Below are 15,519 nucleotides of genomic sequence, written 5' to 3' on the forward strand. Positions count from 1 at the left end.
ACAATCGAAATCAAACGTACAACGTAAATACGGAAACTATGAAACTCAAATTCACCTACCCACTAGCAGCGGTCCTATTAGCCGGCTCACTTCTGAGCAGCTGTGGATCCAAAGAAGTAGCCGTTCAAGAAGGAGAAGAAATCATGATCATCCCATGTTCGGGTTCGGAATACTTCACGGATGAAGAAACTTTCCGCGCCAACGCATTTGGAGAGAGCATCGACCTCAATACGGCAAAGAACAAAGCACTTAGCAATGCGCGCGCTCAATTGGCCACCGATATTCAAAGTGTGATGAAACTCGTAGGCGACAACTACGTAGTGAGTCGTGAGGTAAACAACCGTGAGGAAGTTCTTGAACGATTTGAACAAAACGCTAGAACTGTAGTAAACCAAACTCTCATGGGAGTTCGTCAGATTTGTGAGGTTTCTACTCGTACTCGAAATTCCGACGATCAGGAGTTGTTCCGCTACTATGTTGCCATTGAATTGAGTGCTGATGCACTTACTCAGAAATACTACAACGCCTTGAGCTCTGATGAAGTAGTTCGCATTGACTACAACTACGAGCGATTCAAAGAAACTTTTGAAGAGGAAATGGACAACTACCGCAACGGTAACTAATCCTAAAGATGTAATCGCATTCAACCCCGGCAGTTTGTCGGGGTTTTTTATGAATAGAGTTAACAGGTGAGAAAGGTGACTAAAAAAGATGAGGCCATCTCAACTGGCGTCGAAATGGCCTCATAACCTAACCTATAAAAAACTACCCTCACTTAGATAAGCGACAGTGCGTAGGAAAACCCGCAATCTTTTTGAAAATAATTTTCAAGGCCTACAATGGCTGGCCTTTGGATGTATCTGTAACTTGTATAGATGATTACAAACGCTCTCTTTTATTTACGTTCGACTATCGTCATTGGCTGTTTATCTCTCATCAGCTGTTCACAAGACAAGGGACCATCCTCTATCCTTCAGGATTTTTACACCCCTGCCGAAATAGAGGATATCCATATCATTCTGAACTACTCGGATCAAATGTTCATGCGATATGCAGGCATAAATGATCCCGCTGAGGCCTACAGAAATTTTGTGACTGCGTATTCAAAAGCTCAAGATGGAAAACCACTTTTTGACTCACTTTATGTGGACCCCACAAGCACCATCCACAGCATAGCCAAAGGTTCATTTTATCAGGACACCTATTATGTCTCGACTTTTATCAACACACAAGGGGGAGTCCTTGCACCTAAGCCCGACTCTAGGTATATATCTTTTCTAATGAAACTTGCGGAGGAAGATTCTTTCTATGCTGAATATGCAGCAATAATCCATTCAGCTTCAGACTTTACTCCAAGCCTTATTTGGGGACTTCCGAACGAGATGTGTGATTTTGACAACCCGGATGTGAGGACCGTGTGGGCTATTCAATTCCTTGCGATTTTCTCAAGAGGTCAAGAACTACCCTAAAAAAGATGAGGTCATCTCAACTGGCGTCGAAATGACCTCAAAACCTAACCTATAAAAACTACCCTCACCTAGATAAGCGACGGTACTCGGGAAAACCCGCAATCTTTTTTAGAAAAGTTCGGAATTCAGGGTTTTACCATTCTATCATGCGCTTCACTCGATCTTCCAAACGCTCACTTGTAAGCTTCTCGCGAAGGCGATCTACCATGATGGGAAAGGCTAAAGGGGTAGGCTTTTCGATGTGAATCAAGCGTATTTCTCGTTTCTCAATTCGATCCATCGCAGCGTGCATTCTGGCTTCTTCCAATTGAAAAGTATATACCTCATCATAGGCTTGATGTAACAGTATATTATTGGGCTCATCTTCAGAAAACACGTTGAAGAACAATTGTGCATTGGACTGCATATGCTTCTCCTTCATCGGTTTCCCCGGATATCCACCAAATACCAATCCCGCGATATGTGAAATATCTCGAAACTTCCTTCGAGCCATTTCAGTCTCATTCACACTAGCTTGAATATCCTCGCGTAAATCTTGTACCGTGAAAATGTCGGAGTCTAATGCCTCCTGAATGGGAATAGGCTGATCACAAAGCAGTTCAAAACCGTAGTCGTTCATGGCAATGCTAAAGGTCAGTGGAGCAAATAGACTGATACGATAAGCGATAAGCGCAGCCATCCCTTCATGAACCAATCGTCCTTCAAAAGGATAGACGTAAAGATGATGGCCTTCTTCGCTTTCAAAGTACTCGATGAGCAATTCTCGCTCACTGGGAACTACTGACCGTTCTGCTTGCAACTCGATCAAGGGTTGAATCATGACCAACTCTGGATGAACCGAAGGTGTATCTGTCCGGCCGATATAGGCCTCTCCTAGTTTGATTCTGAGCTGTTCTCCCAATTGGGCACTCAGCGGCATTCTTCCACCTTGCCAACTGGGCACAATACCGGCTTTGCTATTGGATTTCCGCACACGAACCGTCATGGCCTTCACTTCTACCAACTCCAAATTCTTACCTGCAAACCAGAATACATCACCGGGTTTCAAGCGAGCAATAAACCATTCTTCAATAGAACCGAGAAATCCTCCACCCAGCAGACGAACCTGCAACATGGCTTCTGAAACAATGGTACCCATGCTCAGCCGATGACGCATGGCCACTTTTCGCTTCTCAACAAAATACCGACCGTCCGCATCTATCGCTACTCGATGAAATTCGTCATAGCCACCCAAAGGTTCTCCTCCTGTGGTAATGAAGTTCAATATCCACAACCACTCTTCATCGGTCATGCTGGAAAAGGACACGGTAGACCTAACCTGCTTCAGCACCACTTCGGGATAGAAACCTTCACCAACGGCAAGGGTCACCAGCCATTGAATGAGCACATCAAAAGACCGGATGTAAGGAACGCGCTCTTCAATAATATGGGAGTCGATCGCAGAACGGAGAGCCGCAGCTTCCACCAACTCAAGAGAATGAGTAGGGACAAAGTAGATTCGTGAAGTGGCTCCAGGTTGGTGGCCGGAACGACCTGCGCGCTGAATAAATCGAGCAACTCCTTTCGGACTTCCAATCTGAATAATAGTTTCTACCGGACGAAAGTCAACCCCTAAATCAAGGCTACTCGTACAAACCACCGCTTTCAAGTCGCCCGAATGCAACGCATCTTCCACCCAATGGCGAAGTTCTCTACTAATGCTTCCGTGGTGCATCCCTAACCATCCGGCCAATTCTGGGGCAACATCTAAAATGCGCTGGTACCAAATTTCAGCCTGACTCCTCGTATTGGTGAAAATCAAGCAGCTTCCACTCGATTTAATAATGGGAATGACCTTTTCCAATAGTCGAATTCCAAGATGACCTGCCCACGGAAGAACTTCTAGCTCATCTGGCAAGATGGAGGTCACTTCAATACGCTTTTCGTGTTGGGCTCGAATAATCACAGGCTTGGGTCGGACGGGCTCTGCTCCCATCAAGATTTGCATGGCTTCCTCCATATTTCCTATGGTGGCACTAATTCCCCAAACCCGAAGTTTTGGTCGCATTCCCTTCAATGCCGAAAGAGCTAACTCCACTTGAACTGCGCGTTTTGAACCGATCAACTCATGCCACTCATCCACCACCACACATTGCAAGTTTCTAAACAAGTGAGAAGCCTGCTTTTGTGAAAGGAGTAAGTGCAAGCTTTCTGGTGTAGTGATAAGAATATCAGGAAGCGAAGATTTTTGTCGGCGTTTCTCCGCTTGAGAAGTATCTCCGGTGCGCACACCTACCTCCCACGGTAGATTCAATCCTTCTATCGCACGACGAGAGGCTTGTTCAATTTCCTTGCTGAGTGCGCGAATGGGGGTAATCCAAATTAACTTCACCCCGGCAGCGGGGAGCTTCGGTTGAAGAATAGCAGGAAGGAGAAGGCTGTAGGTTTTACCACTTCCTGTAGGCGCATTGACCAATCCACATCTTCCTTTCTCATAGGCCTCCCACGCTTCCTCCTGAAAGTAAAAGGGAGTCCATCCCATTCGGGCGAACCAATCTTTTGCTGCGTTTATGGGTGAGGACGATGCCATGGAGAAAAGGTACATCAACCCGTGAAAAAGTGCGGAAAACTCAGTCGCCTATTTTTTGAGCGAGCCAGATGAGTTCGTCGATGGTCTTTCCAGCATTCTTGAGAAAGCGTTCATCTACTACATTGGATGGATCTTCAAATATCTCGTTCACATTGCTAACCAGCAGCTTCTGTGGAGATACGATCCCACCGTTATACGTCATCCAAAACCACAGTTGATGCAGGGCGTTTACCCCTCCAAAATTCCCAGAGCTCACCGTGACAGCGGTCATTGGCTTTCTGTTGAATTCCGGACGGAAGTAATCAAGGGTGTTCTTTAAACTCCCCGCCATACCGCCGTTGTACTCTGGGGTAACAATGATCAGCGCATCACAATGGGTCAACACCTGACTAAACTCTGCAGTTCCTTCAACGGGTGGGTCTAGCCTGCCGTGACGCTCTTCCATCACCGGAAAATCATACGCATGAACATCCAATAGGGTCACCTTTTGAACCTCTTCTCGGCGTTCCAATTCACGCACGAAGAACTCAGCCACTTTGTGACTCATTCTTCCAATACGATTTGATCCTGAGATGATGGCGATGTGCATATCCTACCGATTTATTCTTCGCCCTTGATCGGGTTCCACCCTTGGGCCGTTAACTCAATGGCGTTGTTATCACGCGTCACCAAGTAACGATTTTCATCTTCGGTAATGTGACCAATCACTGTGAGATTTGGATTTCCTTTAATCTTGTCAAAGTCTTCCAGTGCAATCGTGAAGAGCAATTCATAATCTTCACCGCCATTCAGTGCTACCGTAGTAGTGTTGAGATTGAACTCTTCACAAGCGGTATAAACGGTAGGGTCAATTGGAATCTTCTCTTCGAAAATTCTACATCCTCTTTTGGACGCCTCACAGATGTGAAGGATTTCAGAAGAAAGTCCGTCAGAGATGTCAATCATGGAAGTAGGAACAACGTCCAACTCTTCGAGAATTTTCACCACATCCTGACGCGCTTCTGGTTTCAACTGGCGTTCTAGAATGTACTCGTTTCCTTGGAGGTCGGGTTGAACATCAGGGTTGTCGATAAATACCGACTTCTCTCTTTCGAGAATTTGCAAACCCATGTAAGCCCCCCCTAAATCACCAGAAACCACAATGAGGTCACTCGGCTTGGCACCACTTCGCTTAACTATCTTCTCTTTCTTGGCCTTTCCAATAACGGTTAAACTCAAGATGAGACCGCTGGTAGACGACGTCGTGTCACCTCCTACCAAATCGACGTGGAAACGCTCACACGCATGACGAAGTCCGCGGTAGAGTTCTTCTATGGCCTCTACCGGAAAACGACTAGAAACGGCGAGGGATACCACTAATTGGGTGGCCTGACCATTCATTGCGTAGATATCGGAGAAATTAACCACAGCCGCCTTGTATCCCAAGTGCGTCAACGGCACATAGCTCAAATCAAAATGAACGCCTTCAACCAGCATATCGGTACTCACCAAAGTCTGTTCATCTCTAGCGTCAATAACGGCGCAATCATCACCTACACCTTCTACGGTATCGTTGTAGAGCGGAATGTCTGAGGTAATGTGCTTTATCAATCCAAACTCTCCTAATTCACTTAGGGGGGTGCGTTGTGGGCTTTTCTCTTCTAACATGATGCAAAGGTATGAAAGGGATGAGGAATGAGAGCTGAGAGACGAGGGCTGTGCGTTGGGAGTTTTGGCGGCTCATTGTTGGCGACGGAATAACAGTCGAGTACGGGTCGGGAAGAAAGCCACCATGTGCCTCCATTAAAGTCTTGGAAGAAATGTGCAGGTATTGGCATAAATCATCCATTCCATAGGGTTTACAGGCTTTCCAACTTTGTCCTGTCCAATTAATAACTCTAAAAAGAGAAAACGATGACAACAAAATTCAACGTACCGACACGCTCAGAAGTGAATGCATCCAATGCTGAAATCTTTGACAACCTGAATAAGAATTTGGGATTCGTTCCAAACCTCTATGCAGCCATGGCTCATTCTGAACATGGACTGGGAAGATACCTGAACTTTCAAGGTGCAAAGACATCTTTGAGCAACAAAGAGAAAGAAGCCATTAATTTGGTAGTAAGTCAGGTGAACAATTGTCGCTATTGCCAAAGTGCGCACACCGTGCTCGGCAAGATGAACGGTTTTGACGATGAAGAGGTGGTTCGACTTCGTCGTGGGGAAAGTACAGATGCCAAGTTGAACAGCTTGGCGAAACTCACCAAAGACATCACTGAAAACAAAGGCCGAGTAGACGAAGCTAACTTGAATGCTTTTTATGCACAAGGCTACAACCACGGTCATTTGGTAGATACCATTCTTCAGGTGAGCGATAAGATCGCCATGAACTACTTGCACAACCTGACGCAAATTGATATTGATTTTCCATTGGCAAAGGAACTTTAAGATGAGTCAGGTCGTGCGATTTCCCGTTCCTCCCTTCAATTTTGAAAGTGCTAGCGAGAAAGTACGTCTAGCAGAGGAAGCATGGAATTCTCGTGATCCCAAACGCGTGTCTGAAGCCTATAGCGAAGACACGGAATGGCGCAACCGAACGGAGTTTATACACGGCAGAGATGCTGTTCAGGCCTTCTTACAACGAAAGTGGCAAAAGGAGCGGAACTACAAACTCAAGAAGGAGCTCTGGGGATTTCGTGAAAACAGAATGGCAGTTCGCTTTGAGTACGAGTATTGCGACCCTACTGGTCAATGGTATCGGGCCTATGGAAATGAACTCTGGGAGTTCGATTCACAGGGATTCATGACGAAACGCTATGCGAGTATTAACGATCTTCGAATAGAAGAAAGTCAACGGAAATTGTGATTGATAAACAAACGCACACCCTGGTGAATCCACAAAGTGGCGAATTAGCTTTCAAACTGTATCGGTTTGAAAGCATTCGTCATTTTGATCACATTCAAAGGCCCAACTACTACTCACTGGTTTGGATACAAAGCGGAGAAGGTGAGGCTCAAGTGGAAACGGAGAAATATGTGTATCGAGCAAATCAGCTCTTTAGTTTTTCCCCGTATCAGCCTTTTATGTTTCAACCACAGCAACCTAGCAGCGGTGTGGTTATTCACTTTCACCCTGATTTCTTTTGTATCCACAAGCACCATACGGAAGTGGCCTGTGACGGAGTCCTCTTCAACAACATCTATGAGTCGCCCTTCATACAACTCTGTGAGAGAGACGCTCAATCTTTGAAATGGATTGTTGAAGAGATGGAACACGATATCCAACAAAACAGCTTGGCGACAAATGAGGCCATTCTTTCCTACCTCAAGCTCTTTCTGATACATTGCTCGCGCATCAAGAAAAAGGAGGACGTTTCTAACCGTGAATTGGAAGAAGACCAACCGGAAAAGTTCATCGTACAACGCTTGAGGGAATACATTGAAACGCACTATAGAACCTTGCACACTCCCAGTGATTATGCAGCTCTACTCAACATCACTCCCAATGCATTGACGAAACTTGTCCGAGCCACGCATCACAAAACCCCATCAGCCCTGATTTCGGAACGAATTATCATTGAAGCAAAACGAGAGCTCTATCTCACGGACAAATCGGTGGAGGAAATTGCTTTGGAATTAGGGTATGACGACCCCTTCTACTTCAGTCGTTTCTTCAAGAAACAAACCGAGGTCTCTCCATCTGTTTATCGAAAAACGGTAGGACAAAACAAGATGGCTGCCCTGCTGAAAAAGTCATAAAAAAAGCCGGAACAATGTCCCGGCTCTTTCATTTCTATTGTTTGATAAGTCGTTCGTGAACCACTCTTCCATCCTCATTCGTCACTCGGAGAATGTACATGGCATCTGGCAAATGGCTCAAGTCTAAATCAAGTCGGTTTTCCCCAGTTGCATCAGTGTGATAGAGAACGGCACCTCGAGAATCGAGAAGGTCGATTTGAACGCGGCTAAACGATGTTGCCGACCAATCAACAGTAAAGAATCCACTGGAAGGGTTTGGATAAAGTTGAAGACTTCCGGCAAGGCTCTCATCTACACCAATTCCACTGATGATCCAGTACGACTTCACATACGTGTCTTTACACCCGGCCGTATCTTCCACCTCTAACGAGATCTGGAAGTTACCCACGCTTGAATACGTATGCGTAGGGTTTTGAAGGGTTGAAACCGTTCCATCGCCCAAGTACCACTTCCAGGTTGATCCCGTCAAACTACTATCGAGAAACTGGATGAGCGTATTCTTGTAGAGCGTGTCATTGGTAACCAAAGATCCGTTCATTTCAATCTCGAATCCAACGTACAGTGGATTCACAGTAACATATTGAGTGATGGTATCCCATCCGTATGAATTTGAAGCTGTGAGTCGTACCGCATACGTTCCAGGCTTCTCATAATCATGTACTGGGTTCTGAATGTTGGATATTGTACCATCGCCAAACTCCCAAGAGAACGCTGTTGGGTTTCTCGTTGAGTGATCGGAGAAGTAAACCTGTCCTGAACACGGATCAATAATGTTGTATTGGAAATCGGCAATTGGAGTGGCATTTGCCGAACCATTCACACAGAAGGTTTCAATGCCGGCATTGCTATTCACTGTAATGCTTGAACTGTAGTTGGAAATCGAAGTTGGAACGAAATCAACAGTTACTTGCACACTGTCTTTGGCAGGTACGGAGAATACCGTCGGATTTACTTTAAACACATTGCTAGCCGAAGTAATGCTCGTCACATTCAAGGCCACACATCCATCGTTTACCACCCAAATTGTCGCTGAACTGGTATCGCCCACTTGAGTGATAGGGAAGCTCAAACACGTATCGGACAGTCGAATAGATGGTTCTTCGCGAACATCGAAAATAACGGGAACCACCTTCCTAGGGGTTACAGGGTCATTCGAAAGAACAATCATATCGATGGTATATGTTCCCGCAGGAACAACTGTAGCGTTAAAGAGCAGCGATTTAGTATCGGTTGCACCAACCGCCAACGTACCAGTTGAAGTAGACGGGAATGTCAACCACGGCGGCATTGCAGAAGAGTAGATTTCTACTTGAACTTCTACAGAGTTTGGCAAGGTTGAATAATACCCAACACTGGAGTTGTTGTAAACATCTACGTCTAAGGTGCCATCGGCCAGCCAAGTACCCAACGATTGTGTAGGATTTACAAACACAAAGGATACAGTATCCGGCTGACCAAAGGTGCTTGTTCTACCGTTGGTAGTTGCCAAATAGCTGCCCTCTACATAGAGGTTGTAGTATTCGTACGACTGTTCATAATCACCTACAGTAATAACGGTGACAACAATGGAATCTGCCGTTGCTGGCGTTCCCGTAAAGGAGTGATTGGTTACCGCTCCAGAAGAAGCGAAGGTCTGATAACTGGTATCCGCATAGTAATCGCCAAAAATGACTTCATACGTCAACGAACCAGCACCTGTATTCGTCAGGTCATATGTTTCTAGGACAAAGTTGTCGCATTTGTTCAACTCCACTACCAAACTATCGCTTTGTACACTTAGTTGAGGAGCTCCTAACCCTAATCCGTTCACACAAAGTGGAAGCGTATCGCTAGAGGCATAAACCCAAAGCGTATCATCTCTATTACCCATCGCGGTTGGAGTAAAAACCACTTCAACATCAAGGGAATCACCCGGAGCAATGTGCAATGGAAGAGTTCCTTGGAAGGCATAATCTCCCGTTGAACTGTTGGTTCCTGTAATCACAAGTGTGTCGCAGCCATCGTTGTAAACCGTAGTCGTATCTATCTTTTGGAGTCCAACAATCAGTGAATCGAAATCGAGGCAACCACCAGACAAACGCATAGATGCTTCACCATTCACGTCGAATACCACTGGAATTTCAACAACTGCATTTGCAGGATCATTGGTATTCACTTGTATGACGCCGGTGTAACGACCATTAGGCAATCCTGCAGAGAACAAATGAACCCCAGTATTGGAAGTTGCTCCACTAGCCACTGTGGCGGTATCGTTTGTGAGGTAAGCCCAATCTACAGAACCTACATTTGGCGCAACGTATTGAACCAAATTAGCCAATCCCAATTGGGTTTGGACATCATAAGAATAGAAGTCAAATCCGTAATACCCCACCTTACCTGAACCGTAAGGATGAACGGATACCACACTGTAGGTTGAACTAGAATAGTAAGCCAATTGCTCCAAGCCTGGGTTGGTAATATTCATATACAAGGTTGCGGAGTACGCATAGAATGCACTTGTATTGATACCCGTAAATACCGGACTACTCGGATTGTTAATGGTGAGGAGTCCACCGGACGTGTTATTAGCATACGATGCTGTCATCACACCAAAGCCATTGACAACCGAAAGACTGTTTCCGCAAATCACAACGCTACCTCCATTATTTACAAAGGCTTGAATGGCCGGCGCCAAGGTAGCTGCGATGGTAGAGCTTATGTTCTCTTGCTCTGCAATCACCAACACATGTGCATTGACGAGGTCTGCTGTCAATGCTGCCGCGGTTGAAGCCGTAGACTCTGTAATCGTTGCATTTGGCAGATTAGTAGTTAGTGCAGCAAGGGTAGGCGGATATTCACGATTCAGATCTGAATAGGTCTTAAGCACGGTAACATTCAAGGCAGATGTTGCGCCTCCTTTAATGCTATCCATTTGATAAGTAAGCGGAGAAAGTCCTCCTGCGTTGGTAACCGCGAGGTTGACAAAGAGAGAATCGTCACATGAATTCGTTGAAACATAAATGGAATCTGGAGTAACCGCAAAGTTAGGAGCTCCAATTCCAAGAGCGGTCAAACAGATCGCCGCGATACTATCATTGCTTTGTATAGTCAGCGTATCCGAAAGCGTTCCAATAGAGGTTGATGTAAAGGTGATGTGCAAGTATGCTGAATCTCCCGCTGCAATAGAGCTCGGGCTCATCGTTCCAACAAATTCCGCATTCGTAGAACTCACTCCAGAAAAGTGTAAGGAATCACAACCATCGTTATAAACCAATACAGAATCTGTAAGTACATTTCCATTGATCACATTTCCAAAATCAACACAAGATGAGGAAGCCACTACCATGTTTGGCTCCCCTTGGATAGTGAGTGTCACTGGGAAAGTCAGAATAGGTTGAGATGGATCGTTCGAGCTCAGAATCACATTGTACGTGTACGTTCCACTCACCAAATCACCTACGTATACACTTGCTTGTACCTGGGTGGTATCATTTGCAGGGGTAGATGCCGTGCTTGGATGGAAGACAAATCGTCCAGATTGACCTGAGATTTGGAAATCATCAACCAAATAATGGTCATTACCCGAACCCGTAAAGCTCGATTGATAAAGGCGAATTTGAACAGTGCCTGTTACCGGAATCAAATAGGAATAGCGAGTAGGTGTTGTATAGGTATTGTAGATGGTTCCTAGAGTCGTCCAAGTAATTCCGTTTGTAGAATACTGCACGAAGAGATTCTCACCGCCATCTGGTCTTTCACAAGGACTGGATGAAAATCCTGGTCGTGCCCAAAAGGAAACCGAGTCAGATCCATATGTGTCAAAAGGAACGGTAATCGCCGAACGATTGCTACCGTACATGGAAAGGGAATTTCCCGATCGAGCGTAGCAATGTGCGCCAATGAGGTTCGTTCCAATCGACTGCCAAAGCGCGCTCGGCGTAGTAGAAGCATTAAAATCATCCATAAATTGACTGGACGTTTGAAGGTCCCAGTTCAATGCCGCCTGTCCTGTATTGATCACCTCCAAATTGAAGTGTACAGAGTCGTTACAACCAACGGAGGTGATATTGTAAGCGCTGGAATCCAGGGACCCAATGGCCGAAGCCAATCCGGTTGCAGTGAGACAAATCGCCGTATCACCCGCATTGGAAACCAAGTGGATACTATCCGTATACACTCCTGCGGCACTCGGATTAAAGGTGACGTATAAGTACGCCGTGTCAAAAGGTTCAACCGTTAATGCACTTGCACTGGTCACGAAATCAGCGTTGGTTGAAGTAATCGAAGATATCACCAAGCTATCACAGCCAGAATTGATGATTTCTACAGAGTCTGTTGTGGTAATCGCGGTATACTGACTCCCATAATTCAAGCAATACTGATCCAAATCCATGGAACTCGCGCCTTGAATATCCAACACGAACGGAATCGTTTTCAATGAATCTAAACCACTTGAATTGGTATGAATGGCTACTTCATAATTGTAAGTGCCCGCAATCATTCCTGTCGTATTGATGGAAGCGGTTACTGAAACCGAATTCCCTGCGTTCAACAAACCAGAAGTTTGAGAAAGGGTGAGCGGCGTTGGACGATTGTCGTCTCTCAATTGAATCAAGTCAAAAGAGATACCCGGAGTGCTACTCGTATTGGAGATCAACAAAGCAGAAACTTCAGTTAGAGTGCTATGTGTAAAGGTCAAACCAGTTTGCACCACTGCTCCATTAATTCGCAAATCGTAGGTGTGGGTGGTATAGTTGATATTGATAACTTCAATCTGATTCCAATTGGAGGTATTCAGTGGGTAGGCATAGGTAGACGTACCCGTTTGAACATAGAGACTTCCGTAACGGATGTACGAGCTATAGAGCTGCGGACTGTACGGATAGGCTGGATCTTGAATCAAGTAGGTTCTCCCCAAGTACGACGAGGTATAAGGAACCGAAACGTAGTATGAGAAATAATTAGGTTGTGCTGGGGTGAACGAATTCACTAGACCTTCGTAGGTACTGGTATATCCAGTCAAGTAGAGGTACTTACTTCCCGAAGGAGAAACTCCCGTAAAATTGGTAGCTCCGAAACCAGTTGCCGCGTTGGGTGAAACTGAAAAACTTCCCAATCCCGATTCAAAATCTTCATTGATGATATAGGGATCAGGAGCGGGCAGCTCGTAATTGGTCAGGGAATAACCCAGTGTTCCCGATGTATCATTGGAAATCACAAAGCTGCCTTGGGCAAATCCTCCACAAGAAACTGATGCATAAAGCGAATCTGGAGCAACGGTATAAACAGGCGCACCTTGTACCGTAACCGTCTGACTTGACGATGCTGTTCCTCCACCACAAGTAGTGACCGTCAACTGAACAGTATATGTTCCTGACGCTGTATACACGTGACTCGGATCTTTATCGGTACTAGTAGAACCATCCCCAAAATCCCACGAATAATCGCCAGTAGAAGACGTATTCGTAAATGAAATTGGGAAATTCAAAGGTGGGTTTGAAGTAGACGTTGTGAAAGAAACCGATGGAGTAGTACTACCTCCAGACGAAATCCAGTCCATGGCAAATCCACTTCTCACTACAGAGCCATCTGAAGTAAAGCGCACCGTAGCCGTACCACTTGGTGCAACAATTGGGTTGCCTCCATTCGGAATGGCAGTGCCGTTCGCGGTTAGTAACAATGCGCCAGTGGTACCAATTCCATCATAGATACGAACATAGTCGCAGCACGATTCCAATTGAAACGCGGTGAAAGTCATACTGAGCGAAGAACCCGGTGCGGTGATATAGAAAATGCCATTTGCTCCATTGCTATAACCCCCCGTGGCGCCTCCGTGGTCATAGAGTGTTCCGGTACAAGCATTAGATGAGTCACTTCCAGAATGAGGCACGATGTACTGTGCAAAAGCGATGGTCGAGAAAAACGCCATCACCACTGTGTAGAGAGCTTTTTGCATATTGTGTTTGGTTGAATACAACGCAAATATACTCCTGTTGGCCAATTAGTTTCACAAGTCAACAGTAAGTTAACCATACAGTTACAATTAAAACTGCCATCCTTTATACACGCATTATCACCAAAAGGTCAGTAAACACTGACAAAATCTGTGATTCACACCCTTAAATGAAGGTCTGAATTTTAACATTTATTGTTGCGTTTTTCATGAAGACATCCTGAGATTTGAATTCGCGTAGTAGATCTATTCTAACCCAAATCAAACTAGGCCACAAAAGGTACCTATGCACACCTAATTTCCTCATTCTCTGAGAAAAGAAACAGGATGCAAGATTTGCTTACACATTTAATATTTCCGTTACATTTGCCTAGTGAATCCGCGCAAATATGCGCTTAACCAACACAGTCAAAATGGCTAAAGACACTCAAGCATTGGTGGATACCTTCATGGAATCCGTTAAAGCTCGCAACGGACACGAACCTGAATTCCTTCAGGCAGTAGAAGAAGTTGCGGAATCGGTTATCCCGTTCATTGAGGAAAACCCTAAGTACAAGGCAGCCAAGATTCTCGAAAGAATGGTTGAACCTGAGCGTGTTATCATGTTCCGTGTGCCTTGGACAGACGACAACGGTAACGTACAGGTAAACCGCGGTTACCGTGTAGAATTTAACTCGGCAATTGGTCCATACAAAGGTGGTCTTCGTTTCCACCCAAGCGTGAACCTTTCTGTATTGAAGTTCCTCGGGTTCGAGCAAGTATTTAAGAACTCTTTGACTACTCTTCCTATGGGTGGTGGTAAAGGGGGTTCTGACTTCGACCCTAAAGGAAAATCAGATAATGAAGTAATGCGTTTTTGTCAAAGCTTCATGACTGAGCTTCAACGTCACATTGGTCCAGACACTGACGTACCTGCTGGTGATATCGGCGTAGGTGGTCGTGAAATTGGATACATGTTTGGTCAGTACAAGCGTCTCCGCAACGAATTTACCGGTGTATTGACAGGTAAAGGTTTGAACTGGGGTGGCTCACTCATTCGTCCAGAAGCAACTGGTTACGGAACTGTATATTTCGCACAAGAAATGTTGAACACCAAGGGTGAGTCGTTTGACGGCAAAACCGTTGTGGTTTCAGGTTCTGGTAACGTAGCTCAATTCGCAGTTGAAAAGTGTATTCAGCTGGGTGCCAAAGTGGTTACCATGTCAGATTCGGGTGGATTTATCCACGACGCTGACGGTATCGACACTGAAAAGCTTGCGTACATCATGGAATTGAAGAACGTGAAGCGCGGCAGAATTAGCGAGTACACTGAAAAGTACCCGAACGCTTCTTTCACCGCTGGAAAAACTCCTTGGGGTATCAAGTGTGATATCGCTCTTCCATGTGCAACTCAAAATGAGTTGAACGGAGACGATGCAAAAGTTCTTCTTAGCAATGGTGTAATGGCCGTTGGAGAAGGAGCAAACATGCCTTGTACTCCGGAAGCGGTTCACGCATTCCACAGCGCTAAAATTCTTTTCTCTCCTGGTAAAGCGTCTAACGCTGGTGGTGTGGCCACTTCAGGTTTGGAGATGTCGCAAAACTCACTTCGCATGAGCTGGTCTCGTGAAGAAGTAGACGCGAAGCTTCATGGTATTATGAAAAGTATCCACGCTGCATGTGTGAAGTACGGTACACAAGCCGACGGAACGGTTGATTACGTAAAAGGCGCTAACCTTGCCGGTTTCGTTAAAGTAGCTGATGCTATGATGGATCAAGGTGTGGTTTAAACCTCACTTGACTATATATAGAAATCCCGCACCAATGGTGCG

General features: G+C 45.5%; 10 protein-coding genes. 6 read left to right on the top strand and 4 right to left on the bottom strand.

The window, feature by feature from the left end:
- Positions 1-38: 38 nt before the first annotated feature.
- Together F8C82_RS11655 and F8C82_RS11660 are read left to right on the top strand one after the other, a co-directional pair.
- Positions 39-623, top strand: coding sequence for a hypothetical protein (locus F8C82_RS11655; protein ID WP_151693763.1), 585 nt, complete (start codon positions 39-41; stop codon positions 621-623).
- Between the two features lie 252 nt (positions 624-875).
- Positions 876-1,469, top strand: a complete 594-nt coding sequence (locus F8C82_RS11660; RefSeq protein WP_151693764.1) for a hypothetical protein — start codon at positions 876-878, stop codon at positions 1,467-1,469.
- A 133-nt stretch (positions 1,470-1,602) separates the two neighbouring features.
- Here F8C82_RS11660 and F8C82_RS11665 read toward each other — a convergent pair whose 3' ends face one another.
- The 3 genes from F8C82_RS11665 to thiL are packed head-to-tail and all read right to left on the bottom strand — an operon-like array spanning position 1,603 to position 5,685.
- Positions 1,603-4,038 (bottom strand): ligase-associated DNA damage response DEXH box helicase, encoded by a 2,436-nt coding sequence (locus tag F8C82_RS11665; protein ID WP_151693765.1) that lies wholly within the window; start codon positions 4,036-4,038, stop codon positions 1,603-1,605.
- Positions 4,039-4,078: 40 nt separating this feature from the next.
- On the bottom strand, positions 4,079-4,627 hold the full coding sequence (locus F8C82_RS11670; protein WP_151693766.1) for an NADPH-dependent FMN reductase: 549 nt from the start codon (positions 4,625-4,627) through the stop codon (positions 4,079-4,081).
- A gap of 11 nt (positions 4,628-4,638) precedes the next feature.
- Positions 4,639-5,685: a thiamine-phosphate kinase gene (gene thiL, locus F8C82_RS11675; protein ID WP_151693767.1), complete on the bottom strand. Its 1,047-nt coding sequence runs from the start codon at positions 5,683-5,685 to the stop codon at positions 4,639-4,641.
- A gap of 246 nt (positions 5,686-5,931) precedes the next feature.
- On the opposite strand from thiL, the gene F8C82_RS11680 reads away from it, so the two are divergent.
- The 3 genes from F8C82_RS11680 to F8C82_RS11690 are packed head-to-tail and all read left to right on the top strand — an operon-like array spanning position 5,932 to position 7,776.
- Positions 5,932-6,465, top strand: a complete 534-nt coding sequence (locus F8C82_RS11680) for a carboxymuconolactone decarboxylase family protein (RefSeq protein WP_151693768.1) — start codon at positions 5,932-5,934, stop codon at positions 6,463-6,465.
- Position 6,466: 1 nt separating this feature from the next.
- Positions 6,467-6,883: a nuclear transport factor 2 family protein gene (locus tag F8C82_RS11685; RefSeq protein WP_151693769.1), complete on the top strand. Its 417-nt coding sequence runs from the start codon at positions 6,467-6,469 to the stop codon at positions 6,881-6,883.
- Positions 6,880-7,776, top strand: a complete 897-nt coding sequence (locus F8C82_RS11690) for a helix-turn-helix domain-containing protein (protein WP_223279544.1) — start codon at positions 6,880-6,882, stop codon at positions 7,774-7,776. Before F8C82_RS11685 ends, F8C82_RS11690 begins: the two co-directional genes overlap by 4 nt.
- A gap of 34 nt (positions 7,777-7,810) precedes the next feature.
- Here the strand turns inward: F8C82_RS11690 and F8C82_RS11695 are convergent, their stop codons facing one another.
- Entirely contained in the window at positions 7,811-13,711 is a 5,901-nt protein-coding gene (locus F8C82_RS11695) for a PKD domain-containing protein (protein ID WP_151693770.1), read from the bottom strand.
- A gap of 410 nt (positions 13,712-14,121) precedes the next feature.
- On the opposite strand from F8C82_RS11695, the gene gdhA reads away from it, so the two are divergent.
- Positions 14,122-15,477, top strand: a complete 1,356-nt coding sequence (gene gdhA / locus F8C82_RS11700; RefSeq protein WP_151693771.1) for an NADP-specific glutamate dehydrogenase — start codon at positions 14,122-14,124, stop codon at positions 15,475-15,477.
- Positions 15,478-15,519: the final 42 nt, after the last annotated feature.

The organism is Phaeocystidibacter marisrubri, assembly GCF_008933165.1.
Taxonomy (GTDB): domain Bacteria; phylum Bacteroidota; class Bacteroidia; order Flavobacteriales; family Schleiferiaceae; genus Phaeocystidibacter; species Phaeocystidibacter marisrubri.